Here is a 20914-nt window from a genome sequence, read left to right as displayed (position 1 = left end):
CTCATTACTCCTACAACAGTTTTGTGGTCTACTCAACTGAAAAGCGCTGTAAGCTAGACTTATTAGTAGTACGATGACACAGATTAGACATCTCCGATAATAAAAAATAAAATCAATTATCCCACAGAAATAGTCAATTATTTACCGAAATATTGTGGTTTAAAGCCTCCCCTTTTAAGGGGATAATAAATCAAAATTTTCCTGTTCGTCAATCCTCTTCTTTTTAAGGAGAGGTAATTCTAAATTCTTAATTCTCAATTCTTGAACTCTACTCCCTATTCCATCTTTTTGGCAGAAGTCTATTAGATATTGCAAGAATAGGGGTAAGTTCTAGTTCAAGTTAATGATATCAATATTTGATGAGATGAACCCGCCTCACTTCCTATTTGTGTTGCTATACTAGGTGAAAACTAAGACAAATACCTGAAAATATTTACGTTCGGAGTCTCTCAATCTAAGACAATTTAAGGTTTTTGACTCTCACTGAATCGTATTCTACCAGTTTCAAAAAATACTAATACTGCTACATTAACTTTTTTTGTAGTTAGGGAAAACCTGGACTAGTGCCATGCAGGAAAATCAAAAAATCACACTTAGCATAAAAATATTGAATTATATGTAATCAATTTTACAAAAAAACTTTAAATAAATCTCCATTAATATAGATTCTTGAAGAGTCTTTTTAGTTCCTGCTAAAACGAACATCATAATTACAGGAGTACAACAAAAGAAAATCTTTGAAAATCACCCATTCTCTTTGTAAAAAACCTTTGAAGAAACTTTAGTATCAAGAATAACCGTATTAAATATTTATATTTATATAAAATAATTTATGCAATTAGAAATAAATGTTTACTTAAACATCTATTAATTGGTAATTAATTTAACTAAACTAAAAAGTAGGAAAATTATATGCTCTTTATATTAATGTAAGCATTTAACAAGTTTGAGCTACTATCTGGCATTTACCCAAATTAAGTTGCTAAACAACAAACAATCGGCCTCGCATTTACAAGTTGAGATCCTCAAAGCTACAGATAATTCTCAACCGAAAAGTGAAGCCATATCAGCAGTGCATCAAAATTCAACTAAGGAGTAACAAGAAACTATGGAAGCTAATCAAGTTCTCAATCAATCTACTAATAACCATCATGAAGTCAACCAGATGGTAGCAGCCTTAATTGAGAAAAATCATGATTCACAGAACTTAACTAGCCATGGTAGGGCAATTGCAGAACGTCGGTTACTAGAAGGGATACTGCGGAAAACCCTCAAAGAACTATCTGACATCAAATTTGCCATAGATCAAGCAGCGATCGTTGCTATTACAGATCATAAAGGTATTATTCAGTATGTAAATGATAAAGTTTATGAAATTTCTCAATATTCTAGGGAAGAACTAATTGGCAAAACTCACCGTCTCCTTAACTCTGGATATCATCCCCAAGAATTTTTTAGAAATTTATGGTATACTATTAGCTCCGGTCAAGTTTGGAGAGGCGAAATTAAAAATAGGGCTAAGGATGGTAGTCATTATTGGGTAAATACTACTATTGTACCTTTTTTAAACGATCTCGGTCAACCGTATCAATACTTAGCTATTAGATTTGATATCACTGAACGTAAACGAGTAGAGGAAGCGTTACAAGAAAGTCAGGAACGAAACCATAGTCTCCTCAATGCTATTCCTGACTTAATGTTACGCCTCAACTCAAGAGGAGTTTTTCTCGACTATTATCCAGACAAAGACGATGAAAATGCTCCTGAAGCACCAGAAGTATTAGGAAAAACTCTAGAAGAAATATTTCCCCAAGATTTAGCTATTTGGACTCGACACTACTTAAAGCTTACTCTCAAAACTGGTAAAGTGCAAGCAGGAGAATATTCTACTTTTATCAACGATCGCCTATATCATTATGAAGCTCGTTATGTTAAAAGTGGTACAGATGAAGTGTTAGCAATTGTCCGCGATATTACAGAACGAAAGCAAGGAGAAATTGCACTCCAACAGTCAGAAAAACGCGAACGAGAAAGAGCATTGCAATTAGAAAAAACTTTAAAAGAATTACAAAATACTCAAGCTCAATTAGTACAAGCAGAAAAAATGTCTAGCTTGGGTCAAATGGTTGCTGGTATTGCCCATGAAATTAATAATCCCATTAGCTTTATTTACGGTAATATTCTCCATACAAATAACTATATTAGAGATTTACTACATTTACTACAACTTTATCAAAAAAACTATCAAGAACCAGTGTCAGAAATTACAGATTTTGCTGAAGAGTGTGAGGTAGATTTTCTCATAGAAGATTTGCCAAAAATCGTTGATTCAATGAATATAGGAGCGAATCGAATTAAAGAGCTAGTTTTATCTCTAAGAAATTTTTCTCGTCTTGATGAATCGGAGATGAAAAAAGTAGATATTCACTCTGGTATAGATAGCACTTTATTAATTTTACAACATCGCTTAAAAACTACAAAAAAAACAGAAACTACTGTTGTTAAAGAGTATGGAAATTTGCCTGATGTTGAGTGTTATGCAAGTCAGTTAAATCAAGTATTTATGAATATTATTGCTAATGCCATAGATGTTTTAGAAGAACAAGAAATACCAGGTATTATTACTATCAAAACTGAAATGGATCAAAACTCAGAAAGAGAAGTAGAGCGGGATTGTGTGAAAATTTCTATTTCTGATAATGGTGGTGGTATTCCTGAGTCTGTACAAAAACGAATTTTTGACCCGTTTTTTACAACAAAACCAGTGGGTCAGGGCACAGGTTTAGGACTATCAATTTCTCACCAAATTATTGTCGAAAAACATCAGGGAGAACTGAAATGTAAATCTAATCCAAATGGAGGTACTTTATTTGAAATATTAATTCCAGTTAATGCTAATTCAAGATAGTTACCGAAAAATTGGAGCGTAGCGACTATAACAATTGAATTAGTTATAGAAGCTACAATACTTAAAGCAAAAGTTTAAGTAAGCATTCAGCTGTTAGCAATCAGCAGTTCAGCAATGATACCCTCACCTTTAAAGGCGAGGTTTAAGGCAACCTTCTTTGGCAGTAACTTTTATAGCAGTTTTCATTAATATAGAGTACAGAGATTTAGGTTTAAAGGAAGAAGAAAGAAGGCTTTAGTTATCTAGGAGAGAAGGAATAATTTTTGTAGTCTACCTTTGTGAAAACCGCTATAATTCTTTACTTAGTGGCTGTTTTTGTACCACAAAACATCGTTTTTCATATTCCTTAGTCAAACGCGCTCGCAAAATGTTTGCGGATCATTCCCTAAGGAAAAAATGTAGTTATGAGCCTGGAGATTGTCTCATAGCTGACGGCTGTTTGCCCAGCAGTTTGCAGGAAATACTTGAAATTTTAAGTATTATACCATTTTGAAAAAATAATGTTAGGAATAATAAGCACTATTAAAATACTTTAATAATAAATGTCTATTTCATGAAAAAGATTAAGTTACAAACTAAAAAATGATATCAAACCTATTAATTATGACTCTCTACTTCTAAAAAATGGCCTAGGTATTTGTAGAAAAAATTTATAAATTTGTATTATAAACAGATAAATTAAACTATAAATATCGTTAAAAAATATCCAACTTTTAGGAGATATATAAGTGTTTTTATTGACAAATAATTGCAAATTATTTCTAATAAATAAATCACTAAATAATGGCCTAATAAATAATTAACAAAAACCTGAAAAAAGTATAAAAAAATACTTTTCTGCAAGAGTGAATAGCTATTATATAAAAAGATGCAACAAAACAAAACAAAGTAATCTACTAATAAAGGAGAAGAACTGATGGCAACATTAACAGCTTTAACTAAAGGTGGTACAGCTTGGACTCCTCAATATGTCGAATCTATTGACATGAACAAATGTCTAGGTTGTGGTCGTTGCTTTAAAGTTTGTCATAGAAATGTTCTAGAACTTAGACCACTCAATGAGCATGGAGAGTTTGTGGATGATGATGATGATGATGATGAAGTATTGAGAAAAGTAATGACTATTGCTAATGCAGATGATTGCATTGGATGTGAAGCTTGCGCTAACATTTGCGGTAAGAAATGCTTCACCCATTCTTCTGCAGATGCATAACTTAGCAAGACTATCAATTCAGAAACATTGATATAGAAGTTTGTGGAGTGTTAGGTTCAGGTGTATTAATTAGTTAAACTGCTTACCCAAAACCTGAACTCCCTAACTTTCTTGAATTGTAATTTGTGCAATTCTGTAATAGCGATCGCAGCAAGGACTCGCCCAAAAATCATGAAATTTAACAATTGCAGCACAAAAGCGAGTTCAGATATAAAAGTGTAGGGGTTTTCTTACCTCTACCTACCCCAACCCAAAACTATTATCTTCAGCAAACAGCTTGCCCTACAAAATGCTATTACCATATCAGGTTTAGATAGGCGCAAGTAAATTTAAATTAAGAGACATTAATCTAATTCTCAGCTATCTACAAGCATTCTACTAAGCTCGAAACTTGACTATCTAGCCAAAAGATGCAGCAATTATTTCAAACTGTCTAATGTCACATATTTTTGCTCTTTTTTAGCCAGATTAGTTGTGAAAATAGGAGCTAAATTTAATTCTATTCTATTCTTCATACTTTCCTAAAGAAGTTATAACCATCAAATAACTAGCACAAGTAATCTATTTTAATTTGCTTTTAATATAAGCTAAACTAGCAGACTACAATGGGCAAGTTTTGCCTAGGTATAGAGTTGTAGCTTAATACTAACAAATAAAGGGTATGAAAAAGCGGATTTTATAGATACTATGCAGCTAAATTGCATTAAGTTGTTAAACCGAGGTAGCTGTTATGCCTGCAAAAGATTTTCTGAGTGCAATGCAAAAGAAAAGATTGCAGAAAGCTTTGCGAGAGGGCAGTTGCTCTCATTTCCGAGAAAGAGTATTAATGTTACTCTTATTAAATGACGGAAAAACTTATTCAGAGATTTCTGGCTTTATAGGTTGTTCTTATAGAACAGTTGCTTATTGGTGTGTACATGGAGACCCAGATAAATTAGATAGTTTACGAGATCAGCGAGAGCATGGTAATTTTCGCAAAGCGACAGAAGAATATATTCAGTTATTGATAGAAGTTACAAAAAAATCTCCTAACCAGTTAGGTTATGAATGTAGCAATTGGAGTGGAGAACGTTTAGCAAATTATCTTGCTCAACGAACAGGAATTAAACTTAGTGGTACTCAAGTTAGGAGAATTCTTAAACAGAAAAATATTCGGCTTCCTAGAGGTAGAGTACAACTTAATAATCGAACCAATCATACAAGTAATAAACTTGAGAGAAATGTTAGCCAGCAATCTAAATAATTAGGACATTCAAAAGTTCATATCTGAGGGGTAAAATGCCGATAAATATGTCTTTTGATGATGAATTGAGCATTTTACCTTTGTTTTTTTTACTAAAAATCAGTAGTTAAATAAACTTCAAGTTACTAACTATTGCAAGTTAAATGTATAAATATTCTTATTAGCTAAATAACTTATTAATTAGCTAATACTAAAAGATAAAAATAATATTAATTTGCTCATTCTGAACATCTAATCTAAAAAAAATATGAAATATTAAGGTTTATTATTAAGTCTTAATTTAGACTTGAGTGAAAATACTTAAATCACTAGGTATAAAGATTTGATATTTTAACTTCTTAGATAGTTAGTTGTACAGCAATCAGGGTATCACTATTTAATTTAATAGGTAGCAAAATCAACTTACAGATGACAAGCAGTATGACTAACACCTAAATGCTCAAACGTAAAAACAGGGGCTTGTTATGACTCACAAAATGACTGAAAACTGTCTCGCATGTGCCACCTGTGCGCCCCAAACCCAGTGTCCAACAGGTGCGATCGTTGTCGAGAATGAACAATATTCTATTAATCCTGAACTGTGTAATAGCTGTGAGGGGTATTACGAAGAGCCTCAGTGTGTAGTTCACTGTTTTATTAGTAGTCCTGTTCCTACTCAACCCAAAAAAGGTAGATATAAGGCTGAGACAAGAACACCCACAAGCTCTGACTTATTTCCTGATGGCAAGCATAGTCCTTTTGCTTCTTCTATAGTAATCTGGGAAGCTTGCAACATTTTGGCGCAGAAACAATCGCTACCTTGGACAGTAGATTCAGAAGGTAAACTGATTTATCAGCGTTCTATTAAGCAAGGTCAGGGTTCAATTAGTTTCAGCATCAAAGGTTTGGATGATTCATGCCAAACTACGAATGATCTAACTGCTCTACCAGCAATGGATATTAGATCAGCCTGTATACACCTAATTTATGCTGCCCATGCAACAGTTATTGACAAACCATGGGAGCAAGAATTTGTCATCAGCGATCAGCAAATAGAAAGATACCTGGGGCTAGAAAAACGCAAAGATCTATCTAAAGCAACTAAACTGAGTTTGATTAAAAATATCGCTCAACAACCTTGCCAAATTACTACTACTATTGACTGGCCACAGCAAGGCAAAATAAATGCTTTCTCATTGCCAAAAAGTCAACTGTGGCATATATTAGACATTCAACATCACTTTTCTGAAGATTCCACAGGTTCTAAACATCTTGTTGGTCTGACTTTTAGAGTTAGAGCTGGTATTTGGGCTAAGTATTTCCTGAATAAGGAAGCTTGCAAACAGCGTACAGCATTCTATCAATATGGAATTTTACCTAAGTCTGTATTAACTACTGTTATGAGCATCTGGCAGCAACATGAAGGAACTGCAAGAATGTTGTTATGGTTATTGTTCAAAACAAAAATGGGTAGGGAGCAACGCCTGACTGTACCTACTTTAATGCGAGTTGCTTATGGTGAACATAAAGTTAGACAAGCATCTTCATTTCGAGATGATCGAAAACGACTAATCAAGACTTTTGAGAGCGATCTGGAAGTTCTCAGCCATTATGGGCTCAAACCTGAATTTGATCCGGTAACTTACCCCCAGGAAATTCAACCAATGTGGGCAAAGTTGGCAGCTTTACCTGATGATGGTGATGCAGCTTTAGATTTTTGGATCAATGATGGTAGTAATCATCAGAGATTAACAGATCACGGTCCAAGAGGTAAGTGGAATATGTTAATGAATGCTCGTATTCTGTGGTTTAAACTCCCCCAGGAATGGGATCGACATTTAGCAGAATTTGAAAAACAGAAGTTACGTTATACTACTAAGCGCAAAAGAACAAAAAAGCTTTCTGCTATCTGTGGCGAACAAATTATGATGGCTAGGAAAAACCAACAGTTAAGTCAGAGACAGTTGGCAACTATGTTGGGAAAAAGCCAAAGCTGGATTAGAGATATTGAAAGTGGTCGCTTTCAACTGAAAGGTGAAGACCAAATGCTATTACAGAACGTTTTGGGTTTGGGAGGATAGTGATTAATTAAACAATATTTCTGAATTAAATTAGGGGACAATTTGGATTGTTAAATTCTGATGTGCATTTGTGAAGTGATGGGTAGTATTATTGTCTCCTATATTCTATGGTATTTAGCTAATTGATTAATATTTTTTCACAATTAAATATAAATTATGGTAATACTTAGAAGCAAGCTACCTAAGCCTACGCACTTTATTGGTGGCGTAGGCTTCCTGTTTATTTCTTATATAATTAGGGTTTGCGCTCAAAAGTCTTATGAGTAAGGGTAGGAGACAGGAGACAGGAGACAGGAGGAATGGGGAATTTAGAGAAGGCAGGAGTTAGAACTATTCCTCAATTTCTCTGTCCAAATCTTGCTGTTAATACTGACTTTTTGAGGCTTTTCAACTCAAATAAACGCACTTTTTCCAGACTTAAAAATGCCAAAAGCTTTATCTGTAGAAACTTTCAGATTGATTCAGCAAACCCTAATTAGGACTTACGCAGTACAACGTATTTTCGTCATTGCGACCGACAGGGAAGCAATCTCTAATCCTAGTTTTTCATACCTCATGCGTAAGTCCTGATAATGTTTGCTTAGAGAGTGAATGCACAAGCAAAGATTAAGATACCTAGAGTAGTTAATGTTCGGTATGTTCGGTGGGTTACGGCCGATGGTTAAGATTTTGGTTCGCGATTCATAAGTATTGCCGCCTAACCCACCCTACTGGACTGTTTCATCTTAAATGTTGCATTAGAAAATGAGGAGATGGGGGGATAGGGTGATTATGAGAAAAGCGCTTTGCACTATTTTAGGTGAAACAATCCACTACACCTGGATTTAATCTTCCTTTTACAAACGGTCTCTTAATTAGTCATAAAAAAACTTTCTTTTTCTTCTCTTCCTTACACCTTATTTTTGGCGTTGCTGAACCAAGGGATGAATCTTTGGAGAAAAAGTAAATCTCATCTTTGTATTTCCTCTTTCTCTAAAATTATAATTCCAGAACGCAAATATGCAACCCCCCTACACTCCTCACACTAATTCCAATGCGCAAATATGCAACGCTATTTTTCTAGCCTCCTGACTCCTGACTCCTCAATCCTAAAATTTATGGTGGTGGTGCATAGTAATGGTAGAGAGAGTGTGGGAAGTTTGAGAGGTGTAGGAAGTGTGGGAAGAAATTAAAAAAATATATATCTTCAACCATTACTATGCAGGACTACCAAATTTATTTATAACTTTTCAACCGGACATGATACTATACCTAGTTCAGACTGCTATAATTCAAATCTATATTAATCCTGATTTATAAATTGAATGAAAACTATAATTTTTAGTCAAATCCGAAAAAATTGTTGTTTCTAATAACTATGAAAAAGCATGGATAAACCATCAATATCAACAGGCTTAATTGCCGGACTAGCAGCTACTCTATTTTTCAGTATTAGTTTTAGCTTACTAGAATATACAATTAAATCCAGTATTATTCTTGGTCTAATTGGAGGAATTGCTGCCGGATTATTAGGGTTTTGGTCACAAATAGAATCAATACCAGAAATCCCAGAAAAAACAGATGCTGAACCTGTAGATTCTCCTACACCATCAAAACCAACGTCAGTAATTAAAACATGGCCTAAAACACCTAAAGAACGTAGCGGTGTTTCTCTATTGAGTTGGTTTTTCAGGCAAAGTCAAATATCCTCAAAATCTCGAAAAAAATACTAATAGTCTGTCAATTTTGACATGATAAATAGATTTTTATAACTTTGATTTTGAGGTAATTGCTTTTCAGATTGGCTATCCATCAAAACTATTTTTACCATAAAATTAAGGTTTAAATAAAAAAAATCCTTTGAGTTAAATTCTCTTCTAAAAAAAGAGGTAATATCATGTCCGCTTGCTTCAGAGTGTTATAAAAAACCTGCTTTATGGGAGGTAAATGTTTGTATTGTCGGATATTTAATCAACCCGGTTTCTCTGCTGTTTTATACCGATACTACCGGATTTAATATAATATAAAGTCCAGTTGAATATTTATAATTAAAGCTTGTAGTAGGGCTTTAGCCCTATCTATAGTTCGGGCTAAAGCCCTACTACAAACAAAAATTACTTATTATCCGCACATCATAATAATTATTAATTTCAACTGCCCCTTGAGGGCTGATGTATTATTAGAATTGCTCAACTACGAATGTTTTTATTTCTATCTAAATTACTCCCTTTATTTATCTATCCATTAGGTCTATCTTGTCTCCTAATGTTGATCGCTTTTGTGTTGTTGTGGTGGTATCCCAAATGGTCAGCATTGACAATTTTTATCGCATTTACAGTGACACTTGTATTTAGTAATTCTTGGGTTTCTCAAGGACTTATTAAATCTTTAGAATGGCAAAATTTACCACCAAAAGATTTACCTTCGGCAGAAGCAATAATAGTTTTAGGTGGTGGGATTAAACCAGCTAATTCCCCGCGCCCCTGGGTAGATTTTAGTGAAGCAGGGGACAGAATTTTACATGGAGTAAGATTATATCAACAAGGTAAAGCACCTTTTCTTATATTAAGTGGAGGCAGAGTTGATTGGAAAGATGGAGGAAACCCTGAATCTGGAGATATGGCAGAAATTGCTGAAACTATGGGAGTACCAAAAACAGCAATTTTACAGGATACTGACTCTTTAAATACTTATCAAAATGCTGTTAATGTTAAACAGATTTTGGAAACAAAAGAAATAAAAGGTTCTGTATTGTTAGTAACTTCAGCACTGCATACTCCACGTTCTATTTTGATATTCAAAAAGCAGAAAATATCAGTAATTCCAGCACCAACAGATTTTTTAGTTACGGAAAGAGATTTACATGAAAAAACAGATAGTTGGCAAGGTATTATATTAAATATTATGCCTGATGCTGCAAATTTACAAAATTCTACTAAAGTCTTAAAAGAATATATAGGTATGATAGTTTATCGTCTGCGCGGCTGGTTATAAAAATCATTAACACCGAAACAATAAATTTCACATAAATTTTTGGGTTCAGCTATTTTTATTCGTAAAGTCTTGTTATTATATCCGATGTAATAGTAGAGAAGTTTCACATCAATATTCTCTTGCTATAATCAAAGCATTTGTATGGCTCAATAACAATAAGGAGTTACTTTAGATGCAACCAGAATTAAGAGGCATTTTTCCAGAAGCAAATTCACCTGTTACAGAAATTTGTCAAGTTTATCAAACTACCCAGGAATTTTATCAAGAAGTCAAATATAGAGAAGACTTTAAAAATTATTGTCAGTGGTATTCTGCGGTAGCAGAACAACACCAAAAAGAACTACAAAAAATGCGGAGTGACATCAATATTTTGGGTTTTTTCTTACAACTAATGTATCGTAAATAACTATAATTAAACTTATATATAGCACTACGAAATTATATGTAAAAAATCCAGACATCATAGTATAAATTCTGAAACTATTAGCTCTTTTTCCTGTTAGGACTGCTATATCCATCCAATATGGAACTAAATGGGGACAATGCCCCATAAACCCCATTGCTATTCACCTTAATTTATGAGATTATTTCTAATTCGTCTTCCTTAAGATGAACTTTAAATTTTGTTGTAAATTGGACAAGAATGGGCAGATTAGCACTAACTGGTCTGCCTTTCCATTCATTGACAATACCAATAACTTCTCCTTCTTCATCTTTCATGTCAAATGGTTGTCCTCTATGTTCAGGATGAATGTAAACAACAACAGAACTATTAACGCGAACACGATCGCCTACTTTCATATAATAAAACCTTGTATTATCTTCTCCTACAAATTTTCATGTAACTCCAAGAAGAAATTACACACTTATTTAACAATTTCCTTATTTTTGCATAAAACCTGCCCTAGATTCACATCTATTCAACTTTGAACAATTTTTTCATCAAAGAGGGAGATTTAGGGGATAATATTATTTTAAATACATCCATGTCAAAAGACCTAGAAAAATTAATATCTCAACTGTGAGTAAGTAGACAAGAGCAAAGAGTCAAAAGTAATATAGCCGATTAGTAAATACACAAACAATTTTTTCTATCTATTTATCAAACAGGATTGAGTCGCGCTACCCCGCCTTTTAAGGGGAAATATTTTTGGAGGGTTGCTCACCCATTCCCATTAGAAATACAACTTTTGACTTTTGATTTGTGACTTATGACTTCGTTCATAGCCCCTAATTAGGGCTTGCTGATTAAATATAAAAGTATTGACAGATAAAGGTTGTAGCGTTTTTAACTCTTGAAAAAGTACCTGGTTTTCAGCTCTTCATGCTCAAAAAGTTAGGATTTTGGGGTTACTATGGCCAAAAAATCACTCTGATAATTCTTCCTCCTGCCTTCTCTCAATTCCCCATTCCTCCTGACTCCTGACTCCTGACTCCTGACTCCTACCCTCACCCCAAAGACTTTTTCAGCAAACCCTAATTAAAGATTAAGAATTAGGAGAAACTGGAGGTTCAGAAGGCTGAGGTATCATAGGACTCTGCCAAGGTGCAGGAGAATCATCAGGAGTTGACGGAAAATTTTCCCAATTCCGCCATACTGCTACAATTGCTCCTACCAACAATATCAATAACAAACCAACCATAAACATCCAGGGTTTTAATTTTGGAGAATCTATAACAGTTTCCAACTCAGGCTCAGGATCGGGGTTAGCTTTAGACTCTAGCTCAGGTTCCGATTCTTCTTCATCTTTACTATAAAGAAGTTCTTTAGAAGCCTCGGACAATTCTGGCATTACAGCTTCCCTGACTGGGGGTGGTGGTGTAGGAGTATTCGATAAAATCAACTGTTCTGGAGAAAGACGATAATGGACAAGGATTACCGAAGTATTATCGTGACCATTTTTCTCATTCGCCAAATCAATTAGAGACTCTACTGCCTGCTTAAGAGAAATTTCACCCCGGAGAACTTTGGGAGCATATTCAGCCCAAGAATTCTCAACCCGATCATTATCACTCAGACCATCTGAACATAAAAGTAATAAACCCTCTTCTTCAATCAAAAATCTTTGAATAGTGGGACGAATAAACTCTCCATCCCTTGTACCTAGAGCCTGAGTTAGGGCACCCCCATCACGACGTTGTAAAGCCTGCCAATGTAGAGAATGACCGAGACGTACCTCCCTAGCAGCCACATTATCATCTACAGTCAACAACTGACAGGCATTTCTACTTAGCCAATACGCACGACTATCACCAACATTAGCTACATACAACTCATGGGCATTGTTGGGATTTGATTCTGGAGAAGGTTTCACCTGCTGGGGTAACTGTATTGCCATGACTAATGTCGTACCCATGCGCTGTCGAGACTCTCTTCCTTGTTCATCATTCTCCGTGGCAATCATATTATTGACTACCCGAATAATTTCCTCCAGTTGTTTATTTACTAAATCTGGGGATGTTAACTCCTGTTGTTGAGCTACCTCCGTCAACAGATTTTGAACTAATCTTTTAATGGACTGTACTGCTAGTTGACTAGCTACCTCTCCCCCATCATGGCCACCAACTCCATCACAAATCATTGCTAAATGAGGTACTAGCTGATTATCAACTAAATCTTGTTCTGTAGGATAACAAGTATCTTCATTATGCAGACGCACAGGCCCAGTGTCAGTGGCGCCCATTACTTGGCAACTTAATGGTAATTGGGCTGCCTGCTCTAATAGTAGTTGGTTTAATTTCGGAGCGATCGCCTCTAGAGATTCACCAATATCACTAATCATCTGACAAATCTCTGTCAATGGTTGTTGAATATGAGGATGAGCAGTAGGAATTAAATTTGACCAAAAAATCTTAAAATCCCTAAGTTTAGTGTTACGGGTTTGTACGTCCAACTCTAACAGTCGTAACCGCCAACCTTCGGCCCGTAAATTATTTGTAAATAAACTAAAAGCTACACGCTGTTCTGATAGAGGTTTCCATAACTGCATCATTTGCCACAACCAGTAGACCTGGCGTACAGGAGTTGCTGTGGGCCAAGCTTCGACAAAAGGAGGAAACAACTTACCTTCAGAGTCCAGAGGAACGTTATCTAACAACAGAATATCTGTAGGATAAGTCTCTTCTCCATGTTGATAAAAACCATATATCTCTGGGGAATGGAGCCTTTGGGGATATAAGTGTAGATAAGGCATAATATCATCTGGCAACTCCTCATACATAAATGGAGTTTCACCAGGCTTAGTATCGAGCCAAACTTGTGGAGCTACAACATAGTAGCGATCGCCCAATAACTCCCCTACAGGAATCTCAACCCCTGGAGCAACCGCCCATAAATAGCGATAGATTAAGTGAGTTTGGCAAGCTTCACACTCTTGGCGACCCCAGGAATTAGAAGGATTGGAACAATTAGTATTTGGACAATAAATTAGTGGAGTAGAAGTAATCATATAATTAAGTCACAAGTCAAAAATAAAAAGTCAAAAGTAATACAATTTACTTTTTATGAAGCTAAAATTTCTACTATTTAAAAATTAATCTGAGAATTTTCGTAAGGAATTGTTTTTTTAGCTCTTGATAAATAAATTAGGAGGTTTTCAGAGAACTTTCTCAGCGTCAAAACGCAAAGATATGTTGAGATAGAAGCTATCTTGATAAATTTCACAATAAACTGATCATATACCTGATTATTTGTCAAGGTATGATTCTAGGTAGTGATGTCACCAAATTAAAGTAATTTTACGGAAAAATCACTAATAAATTTAACCTCACCACTCCCATTTATCCATGCTATTAAATCCAACGATATTTTGGTTACTGGCTGGGGCAATTCTTTGTTTTTTAGAACTCCTTGTACCCACAGCCTTTGTTGAATTTATGATGGGACTAAGTGCCTTTGTTGTCGCAGGAGTGTCCCTCTTAATTCCTAGTGTGAGTCTACAGGTGGCCTTGTGGATGATTTTTTCTGTAGCTTCTATTTTTGCTTTCCGTCGTCTATTGCCCCACCATACAGTAACTACTATTGCTGATGCTAAGGAAGCAGAAACTTTAACAGAAATATTACCAGGCCAGCCTGGTAGAGTACTTTATGAAGGTAATTCTTGGCGAGCTAAATGTGACGACCAAGATAGTATGATCCCTGCTCAAGAAAAAGTTATTGTCGTTAGACGAGAAGGTAATACTTTATTTGTATTGCCAGAAAATTTATTAAATTATTCAGTTTATCTCCCCAACCAAAATCAATTGAAATAACAACTAATTAGATAATTAGAAGATGAAAAATGGAACATTTCTCTTGGCTATTTTTTTTAGCTTTAGGTGCTTCTATTTTAGCTGAAAGTATAATTTCAGTTATTAGTACCTCCTGCTGAAGTTGAAGGTAATAAAATCCGATGAAGGTTGTTTCAACTACACCTAGTCTTACAGATAATTACTGATTTCTATAGCATAGCAATCTCAAATAGGTTGTGAACAAAAAACCTGGTAAAAAGGCAAGAGGCAACAAGCAACAGGAGCAAGGATTTTAAAGTTTTTATCTATTTTTTAATTTTTTACAAATGATTTAGGGTTGCTATAGAATTAAAAATGACTATAGAAGGGAAAAAACAAGCAGTAATTTCAACTTCAGAAGGGTAAAGAGATTCTGCTATAAAATTTATTAAATTATTCAGTTTATCTTTCCCAGAAAAATCAATTTAAATAACAACTAATTTAGATAATTTAGGAGATGAAAAATGGAACAGTTGTTTTTATTCGTCTTTTTAGCTTTAGGTGGTTCAGGTCTAGTCGGAAGTGTCAAAGTTATTAATCAAGGGAACGAAGCTTTGGTTGAAACTTTAGGCAGATATAATGGCAGAAAATTAGATGCTGGTTTGAAATTTGTTATCCCATTTTTGGATAGAATTTCTTATCAAGAAACTATTCGGGAAAAAGTCTTAGATATTCCACCTCAACCATGTATTACTAGAGACAATGTAGCAATTAGTGTAGACGCTGTAGTTTATTGGCGGATTATGGATATGGAGAAAGCCTACTACAAAGTAGAAAATCTCCAATCTGCAATGGTTAATCTAGTTTTAACTCAAATTCGGGCAGAAATGGGTAAATTAGAATTAGACCAAACTTTTACAGCTCGTACAGAAATTAATGAGGTATTACTTAGAGAATTAGACATTGCAACTGACCCTTGGGGAGTCAAAGTAACGAGGGTCGAATTACGAGATATTAGCCCTTCCAAAGCAGTACAAGATTCTATGGAATTACAGATGACTGCGGAACGGCAAAAACGAGCAGCAATTTTAACTTCAGAAGGGGAAAGAGATTCTGCTATTAACTCTGCCAGAGGTAAGGCCGAATCACAAGTTCTTGATGCTCAAGCTCGACAAAAAGCAACGGTTTTAGAAGCAGAAGCACAACAAAAGGCAATTGTCCTCAAGGCTCAAGCCGAACGTCAATCTCAAGTATTGAAAGCCCAAGCAACTGCTGAAGCATTAGAAATTATTACTAAAACTCTCCATGAAGACCCCAATGCAAAAGAAGCACTCCAATTTTTATTAGCTCAAAATTATCTAGATATGGGTCAGAAGATTGGTAGTAGTGAAAGTAGTAAAGTTATGTTTATGGACCCCCGGAATATTCCAGCAACTTTAGAAGGTATGCGTTCTATTGTGGCAGATGGCAAAAATTCAGTTAGCAGTTAGGGAAGCAATCCTAAATAAGTTGTAATATCTTAATGGTATTGCTGTGACAGACCTAAAATGTTGCAAAGTATAGGGACAGGTTCAGCATTAAATTAATTTGGCTCAAAATGAATTTAGATTAACCCACCCCCAGGGATCTAATGCAGTATTTTATATCCCACATTCCGCACGTCAAGTTGTAGCATTAAAAGTAGTATAAAAACGGCAGCTTGGTAGGTATTTATACTATGTAGCTCCGATTCATTGACGTTTCTGAGGAGTCAAATTCTCAGGAAAATATTAAGCATAAATACTCAATTACTTACTCCTATTGACCACTATAATTGTCTCCTGTCTCCTGTCTCCTGTCTCCTGTCTCCTGTCTCCTGTCTCCTGTCTCCTATCTCCTATCTCCTATTTTTTATACTACATTTTGTCGTGCGGAATGTAGGTTATATGTGTCGCTCCACTAAACCTTCTGAATTCTGAATTCTAAATCACGAAATATCTTCAGCTAACATACAGGTATCACAAAGTCCAAAAAATTCCAAAGTGTGGTAAAAAATCTTAAATTTGTGGGACTCCTGCAATTTGTCCTCCAAATAATGGACAGGACATTCATTAATAGGTATAGAAGTCCCACATTTAACACAAGTCAGATGATGTTGGTCTTGCTGTAGACAACTATAAACAGATTCACCATTAGCCAAAGTCCGTACAATTACTGCCCCCTCTAGCTTGAGAGCATCCAAAGAACGATATACTGTTGCGAGGCCCAGAGGCTGGTTACATCTACGTAGTTTTAAATAGATATCCTGAGCAGATAGTGATCGCTTCTGGGTTTTTAGTAGTTTTAAAATACGCTCTTGAGACCGGGTGCGATTGGTTTTCATGGCCAATATAGTTGATTTGGGCAGAACTTATAGCGCTACGCGCAAGTCAGAAGTCAGTAGGGGTGATTCGCGAATCGCCCTAAGTCAGAAGTCAGAAGTTATCTCTGAGTTAGTTTTTCCTACGGAAATAGTCCGTAAATAACATTTAGCAGTGTCCTAAGCTCTACTTCGACTGTTATAACAGATAATATCTAAAGTAGTTCAATTAAAATCTAAGATTTTGTACTAACGTGATAAATAAATATCAGGCACATATCTATGTTACTCTAAGACCATCTGTTTTAGACCCTGCTGGTACCGCAGTTCAATCTGGGTTGGCACAGATGGGACATGAAAATGTAGAACAAATTAGAATTGGTAAATATATTGAGTTGAAACTTCAGGCAACAGATGAAGCAACTGCTAGAAGCCAAGTAGAATTAATCTGCGATCAATTATTGGCAAATCCTGTCATTGAAAATTATCGCTTTGAATTAGAAACAGGGAGTAGGGAGTAGGGAACCCACCCCTAACCCCTCCGAGGAGGGAAAAGAATTGATGATTTTTGTATTATTTAAGAAACTGGGTGTATTGTCCTGATTATTGTTTTTCGCTCTAACGAAATTTCTTTGATAAACCTGCTTTCTGGGTAAGTCCTAGAAATATTTTGTTTCTAGCAATCAACAAGTTTAAATTAATTTAAAATTTATATGAAATTTGGCATTATTATGTTTCCTGGTTCCAATTGCGATCGGGATGTAGCTTGGGTCACTCAGGGTTTATTGGGTCAACCAACTCGCATGGTTTGGCATCAAGAAGAAGATATTTCTGATTTGGATGTAATAGTTATCCCTGGAGGTTTCAGTTATGGGGACTACTTAAGATGTGGAGCGATCGCCCGTTTTTCTACAGTAATGAAAGCAACTATTACCCACGCTCAAAAAGGTAAGTTAGTTTTAGGGATCTGTAATGGTTTCCAGATATTGACAGAAATAGGATTGTTACCTGGAGTATTGGTGCGAAATCAGAAATTAAATTTTATCTGCAATCAAGTTCCTGTGAAAGTCGAAAATGCCAATACTGCTTGGACATCTGCTTACAAAAAAGGAGAAGTTATAGGTTTGCCAATAGCTCATGGTGAGGGTCATTATTATGCTGATGCAGATACTTTGCAAGATTTAGAAAATAATTCTCAAATTTTATTTCGTTATTGCACAGAAAATGGTGAAATTAGTCCAGAAGCTAATCCCAATGGTTCCCTTAACAATATTGCTGGTATCTGTAACCGTCAAGGCAATGTCTTGGGAATGATGCCTCATCCAGAGAGAGCATCAGATCCAATGTTAGGTAATACAGATGGCATGAAATTATTTCAAGGGTTATTAATGGCTGTCGTTGGAATTTAGTGACAGTTATCTATGCTAGTCACTGTTCTCGCTGAAAATAAAACTCAATTTCAATTTACAGCATATTGCAGGTAAATGAAGTACAAATATTAATTTTAAAAGCGTTGTAGAATCCGTATTTTACCAATGGATAATTGATAATTAATCCCCAAAGGTTTAAAGCCTTCTGTTTCAAGAGAAAAAAAGTGCCTTTATCTTCAATTTTCTTAGTTTTAACCAGAGGTAATTATCCATTATTCATTATCCATTATCAATTAATGAATCGGCTTATGTACTTCACTCATATTCAGATATGCTGTATTAAATTTTAACTGAGTGGGAACCTTGTATTAATGGAAAAAGTCAACGTGCGTTTTCGGCTGTTGGCGAGATAAGACGCGGTAGAAATGCGGAATATTATTCTTGACAATATTAGCAGTATGAGCTAACATCTTCTCCACAAACATCCGCCAAATAACACAAAGCTCTAAACCTCAAATCAATTAGTTCATTGTAAAGAGGGTTAAGTTTACACATAGGAGGAATGTGAAACAAAACATGACCCAAAAAACTGATATCGCGCTCAAAGGGGCACTGACTCGGAATTAATTGACACAGAAATCTTGCGAATTTGGGATTCTTAATTTCTATGCGATCTAGCCATTTTCTCAAAGGGCTTAATGGCTTAAATTTAGGTATTGTAGTATAGATACGAGCAGTCATAGCATTTAAAATGTTAGTGTTTTGGGGTCTCATCCATACCCCTGTTGCTTTTGCCAGATCGTGCATGGTTTTAAAGACTTTCTATTGGTTTCTACAGTGTATTTTTTGGCATTACCGGAAAGACAACATTTGAGTATTAGTTGTCAATTATTTGGCAAAATTCACAAGCCAAAAATTAATTTTGATATTGACTTTTGAATTTCCAGTAAAATTATTCCCCACGGTAGAGTGTGGGGGTTTTCAAGAGATTCCTGGTTTTAAAACTCTTAACTAGGACAAACGTTTGACTGTGGGTTAAACCTACCCACTTGTTTTCCCCCCTAGCTGAAGCGCGGAGGTCTCCAAACTACCGAGGATTTTTTAATAGCTAAGGTTTAATTTTTTTTGAATTTACTTCCATGTTGTGTTGACATTTCCAGAGGTTAAAATGCCGTAAATTTTGTGGTTAGCCCACCGTAAATGGGATGCCCAATTTACTTTAAGGGTGTCAACAAACTCCTAATTAGACTATCAAGTTTGTTTTGTTTGAGGAATAATCTTCTTCCAGGAATAGAGAATTATTAGCTGAGATGGTTTTCAGAGATTATCTATTCCTGATTTCAATATTGACAGACGACTATCTCCTAATTTTTATTTGATAATTTTATCAGTTGTTTTTCAACTGTACTATTTTAATTGTAAATAATTCAACTACAGTTCCATAGGCATTTTGGCACAAAAGTATTATGATGCCTCTAACTAATAGGCAACTCAAGATGATTTTGTTTGTATTCAATCCTTGGCTAGAAAAATATCTAGCTGTGAAGTTCTACATTTTTTTGACAAGCTCACACATAGAGTAGTTTGACCCAATATTTCGGAGCAATAAATCTTTTCAATTAGGCTGCCTATTTGTCTTCAAGTCATAAGAAGAATAGTCCCTATATCTATGATTAATAAGCTCTTCGCTTATAAAGTGGAATATAACAGTCGCCATGACTAGCGCAGACATTCTCGCCACTCTCAAATTTAGTTAGAGCAAGAATTTAACTTCTGAGTTCTGAGTTCTGACTTCAGCTATATAGCTAACCTGTTTTATCACCTATTTGATTGTTACACCAATAGAGCTAATTGTCGCGTATTGACTCTTCACAAGTATAAATGTTTTGAATAAAATTAATAAGTTTTACTGAACTATATATTATTGACTTAAATAATATTATATGGTATTCAGTAACTGCAGCTAGTACATTAACTAGGTTTGTTCATAGATGTCTATTTTTCAAACCAACTATAGCTGAACTCAGAACTCAGAAGTTATATCATGTCCGGCAGTGTCGTTTGTGTATAAAATCTTGACATGAGGAGATGGGGAGTGGGGAGATGGCAATCAAAGATAGTATTACTATGCCTCTTACAGAGGAGGTAAGCTATCAGAAATGGTATGAGTATTCAGGCGGAATTATATTAAATTCTTGCTGTGACTAAATTTGAGAGGAGTGAGAATGTCCGCGTCAGTAATGGTGAGTGCTATAGTTATCCGAGAAAGCGGGTAAGTCCTATTTCTGCTTAACGGTACGATTATTTAGATATTATATCATGTCCGTTGGTATCGTTTGTGTAAAAGCCGGGAAAATATCCACCATATTTAAGGTTTTTTCTTCTCTTAAAGCTTCTTCCTTCTTCCTTCTTCCTTCTTCCTTACCTATTTCTGCTTAACGGTACGATTATTTAGATATTATATCATGTCCGTTGGTATCGTTTGTGTAAAAGCCGGGAAAATATCCACCATATTTAAGGTTTTTTCTTCTCTTAAAGCTTCTTCCTTCTTCCTTCTTCCTTCTTCCTTACCTTCTCTATACAATACCAATGCTACCGGA

The 20914-nt window shown here is 35.2% G+C and carries 17 protein-coding genes; 13 read left to right on the top strand and 4 right to left on the bottom strand.

The window, feature by feature from the left end; translation table 11 throughout:
- Positions 1-1108 precede the first annotated feature (1108 nt).
- The 8 genes from ACP6PL_RS11260 to ACP6PL_RS11225 all read left to right on the top strand — a co-directional run bounded on the left by ACP6PL_RS11260 (position 1109) and on the right by ACP6PL_RS11225 (position 10803).
- On the top strand, positions 1109-2908 hold the full coding sequence (locus ACP6PL_RS11260) for a PAS domain-containing sensor histidine kinase (RefSeq protein ID WP_426545347.1): 1800 nt from the start codon (positions 1109-1111) through the stop codon (positions 2906-2908).
- Positions 2909-3824: 916 nt separating this feature from the next.
- Complete coding sequence (gene fdxB, locus ACP6PL_RS11255; protein WP_426545346.1) at positions 3825-4121, top strand: ferredoxin III, nif-specific; 297 nt, start codon at positions 3825-3827, stop codon at positions 4119-4121.
- Positions 4122-4851: 730 nt separating this feature from the next.
- The gene (locus ACP6PL_RS11250; RefSeq protein WP_426545345.1) at positions 4852-5364 is read left to right on the top strand and encodes a helix-turn-helix domain-containing protein; all 513 of its coding nucleotides are present in this window, start codon (positions 4852-4854) and stop codon (positions 5362-5364) included.
- A gap of 464 nt (positions 5365-5828) precedes the next feature.
- Complete coding sequence (locus ACP6PL_RS11245; RefSeq protein ID WP_426545344.1) at positions 5829-7424, top strand: helix-turn-helix domain-containing protein; 1596 nt, start codon at positions 5829-5831, stop codon at positions 7422-7424.
- A 1043-nt stretch (positions 7425-8467) separates the two neighbouring features.
- Positions 8468-8596, top strand: a complete 129-nt coding sequence (locus ACP6PL_RS11240; RefSeq protein ID WP_426545343.1) for a hypothetical protein — start codon at positions 8468-8470, stop codon at positions 8594-8596.
- 195 nt (positions 8597-8791) lie between these two features.
- A complete protein-coding gene (locus tag ACP6PL_RS11235; protein ID WP_426545342.1) occupies positions 8792-9136 on the top strand; it encodes a hypothetical protein in 345 nt (114 codons plus the stop codon).
- Positions 9137-9602: 466 nt separating this feature from the next.
- A complete protein-coding gene (locus tag ACP6PL_RS11230) occupies positions 9603-10397 on the top strand; it encodes a YdcF family protein (protein WP_426545341.1) in 795 nt (264 codons plus the stop codon).
- Positions 10398-10569: 172 nt separating this feature from the next.
- A complete protein-coding gene (locus ACP6PL_RS11225) occupies positions 10570-10803 on the top strand; it encodes a hypothetical protein (protein WP_426545340.1) in 234 nt (77 codons plus the stop codon).
- Between the two features lie 170 nt (positions 10804-10973).
- Here the strand turns inward: ACP6PL_RS11225 and ACP6PL_RS11220 are convergent, their stop codons facing one another.
- A complete protein-coding gene (locus ACP6PL_RS11220; protein ID WP_426545339.1) occupies positions 10974-11198 on the bottom strand; it encodes a ferredoxin-thioredoxin reductase variable chain in 225 nt (74 codons plus the stop codon).
- A 686-nt stretch (positions 11199-11884) separates the two neighbouring features.
- Positions 11885-13846 carry a PP2C family protein-serine/threonine phosphatase gene (locus ACP6PL_RS11215; RefSeq protein ID WP_426545338.1) on the bottom strand — a complete coding sequence of 654 codons (1962 nt, stop codon included), beginning with the start codon at positions 13844-13846 and terminating at the stop codon, positions 11885-11887.
- Positions 13847-14183: 337 nt separating this feature from the next.
- Here ACP6PL_RS11215 and ACP6PL_RS11210 point away from each other — a divergent pair, with 337 nt between their 5' ends.
- Both ACP6PL_RS11210 and ACP6PL_RS11205 read left to right on the top strand, forming a co-directional pair.
- Entirely contained in the window at positions 14184-14648 is a 465-nt protein-coding gene (locus ACP6PL_RS11210; RefSeq protein WP_426545337.1) for an NfeD family protein, read from the top strand.
- A gap of 482 nt (positions 14649-15130) precedes the next feature.
- A complete protein-coding gene (locus ACP6PL_RS11205; protein WP_426545336.1) occupies positions 15131-16096 on the top strand; it encodes an SPFH domain-containing protein in 966 nt (321 codons plus the stop codon).
- A 476-nt stretch (positions 16097-16572) separates the two neighbouring features.
- On the opposite strand, the gene ACP6PL_RS11200 is transcribed toward ACP6PL_RS11205, so the two are convergent.
- Positions 16573-16968 carry a Fur family transcriptional regulator gene (locus ACP6PL_RS11200; protein WP_426545335.1) on the bottom strand — a complete coding sequence of 132 codons (396 nt, stop codon included), beginning with the start codon at positions 16966-16968 and terminating at the stop codon, positions 16573-16575.
- Between ACP6PL_RS11200 and ACP6PL_RS11195 the strand changes: the two genes are divergently transcribed.
- The 3 genes from ACP6PL_RS11195 (at position 16967) to purQ (ending at position 18353) form a co-directional block, all read left to right on the top strand.
- Positions 16967-17110 (top strand): hypothetical protein, encoded by a 144-nt coding sequence (locus tag ACP6PL_RS11195; protein WP_426545334.1) that lies wholly within the window; start codon positions 16967-16969, stop codon positions 17108-17110. The two genes, ACP6PL_RS11200 and ACP6PL_RS11195, sit on opposite strands and share 2 nt — an antisense overlap.
- Before the next feature lie 88 nt (positions 17111-17198).
- Entirely contained in the window at positions 17199-17465 is a 267-nt protein-coding gene (gene purS / locus ACP6PL_RS11190; protein WP_426545333.1) for a phosphoribosylformylglycinamidine synthase subunit PurS, read from the top strand.
- A 192-nt stretch (positions 17466-17657) separates the two neighbouring features.
- Entirely contained in the window at positions 17658-18353 is a 696-nt protein-coding gene (gene purQ / locus ACP6PL_RS11185) for a phosphoribosylformylglycinamidine synthase subunit PurQ (RefSeq protein ID WP_426545332.1), read from the top strand.
- 411 nt (positions 18354-18764) lie between these two features.
- Here the strand turns inward: purQ and ACP6PL_RS11180 are convergent, their stop codons facing one another.
- Positions 18765-19055, bottom strand: coding sequence for a Mo-dependent nitrogenase C-terminal domain-containing protein (locus ACP6PL_RS11180; RefSeq protein ID WP_426545348.1), 291 nt, complete (start codon positions 19053-19055; stop codon positions 18765-18767).
- Positions 19056-20914 lie beyond the last annotated feature (1859 nt).

The sequence above is a fragment of the Dapis purpurea BLCC-M126 genome, assembly GCF_050015975.1.
Taxonomy (GTDB): domain Bacteria; phylum Cyanobacteriota; class Cyanobacteriia; order Cyanobacteriales; family Microcoleaceae; genus Trichodesmium.
Note: the sequence above shows the minus strand (reverse complement) of the source record. Positions and strands in the feature narration are given on the sequence as shown.

What these genes read in the sequence shown, in the direction of transcription:
- ACP6PL_RS11235 (WP_426545342.1), top strand. Translation starts at nt 8,792, where the DNA reads ATGGATAAACCATCAATATCAACAGGCTTAATTGCCGGACTAGCAGCT.
- ACP6PL_RS11200 (WP_426545335.1), bottom strand. Translation starts at nt 16,968, where the DNA reads ATGAAAACCAATCGCACCCGGTCTCAAGAGCGTATTTTAAAACTACTA.
- ACP6PL_RS11225 (WP_426545340.1), top strand. Translation starts at nt 10,570, where the DNA reads ATGCAACCAGAATTAAGAGGCATTTTTCCAGAAGCAAATTCACCTGTT.
- ACP6PL_RS11245 (WP_426545344.1), top strand. Translation starts at nt 5,829, where the DNA reads ATGACTCACAAAATGACTGAAAACTGTCTCGCATGTGCCACCTGTGCG.
- fdxB (WP_426545346.1), top strand. Translation starts at nt 3,825, where the DNA reads ATGGCAACATTAACAGCTTTAACTAAAGGTGGTACAGCTTGGACTCCT.
- ACP6PL_RS11230 (WP_426545341.1), top strand. Translation starts at nt 9,603, where the DNA reads ATGTTTTTATTTCTATCTAAATTACTCCCTTTATTTATCTATCCATTA.
- ACP6PL_RS11260 (WP_426545347.1), top strand. Translation starts at nt 1,109, where the DNA reads ATGGAAGCTAATCAAGTTCTCAATCAATCTACTAATAACCATCATGAA.
- ACP6PL_RS11240 (WP_426545343.1), top strand. Translation starts at nt 8,468, where the DNA reads ATGCAACGCTATTTTTCTAGCCTCCTGACTCCTGACTCCTCAATCCTA.
- ACP6PL_RS11210 (WP_426545337.1), top strand. Translation starts at nt 14,184, where the DNA reads ATGCTATTAAATCCAACGATATTTTGGTTACTGGCTGGGGCAATTCTT.
- ACP6PL_RS11195 (WP_426545334.1), top strand. Translation starts at nt 16,967, where the DNA reads ATGGCCAATATAGTTGATTTGGGCAGAACTTATAGCGCTACGCGCAAG.
- purQ (WP_426545332.1), top strand. Translation starts at nt 17,658, where the DNA reads ATGAAATTTGGCATTATTATGTTTCCTGGTTCCAATTGCGATCGGGAT.
- ACP6PL_RS11180 (WP_426545348.1), bottom strand. Translation starts at nt 19,055, where the DNA reads ATGACTGCTCGTATCTATACTACAATACCTAAATTTAAGCCATTAAGC.
- ACP6PL_RS11250 (WP_426545345.1), top strand. Translation starts at nt 4,852, where the DNA reads ATGCCTGCAAAAGATTTTCTGAGTGCAATGCAAAAGAAAAGATTGCAG.
- ACP6PL_RS11220 (WP_426545339.1), bottom strand. Translation starts at nt 11,198, where the DNA reads ATGAAAGTAGGCGATCGTGTTCGCGTTAATAGTTCTGTTGTTGTTTAC.
- ACP6PL_RS11205 (WP_426545336.1), top strand. Translation starts at nt 15,131, where the DNA reads ATGGAACAGTTGTTTTTATTCGTCTTTTTAGCTTTAGGTGGTTCAGGT.
- ACP6PL_RS11215 (WP_426545338.1), bottom strand. Translation starts at nt 13,846, where the DNA reads ATGATTACTTCTACTCCACTAATTTATTGTCCAAATACTAATTGTTCC.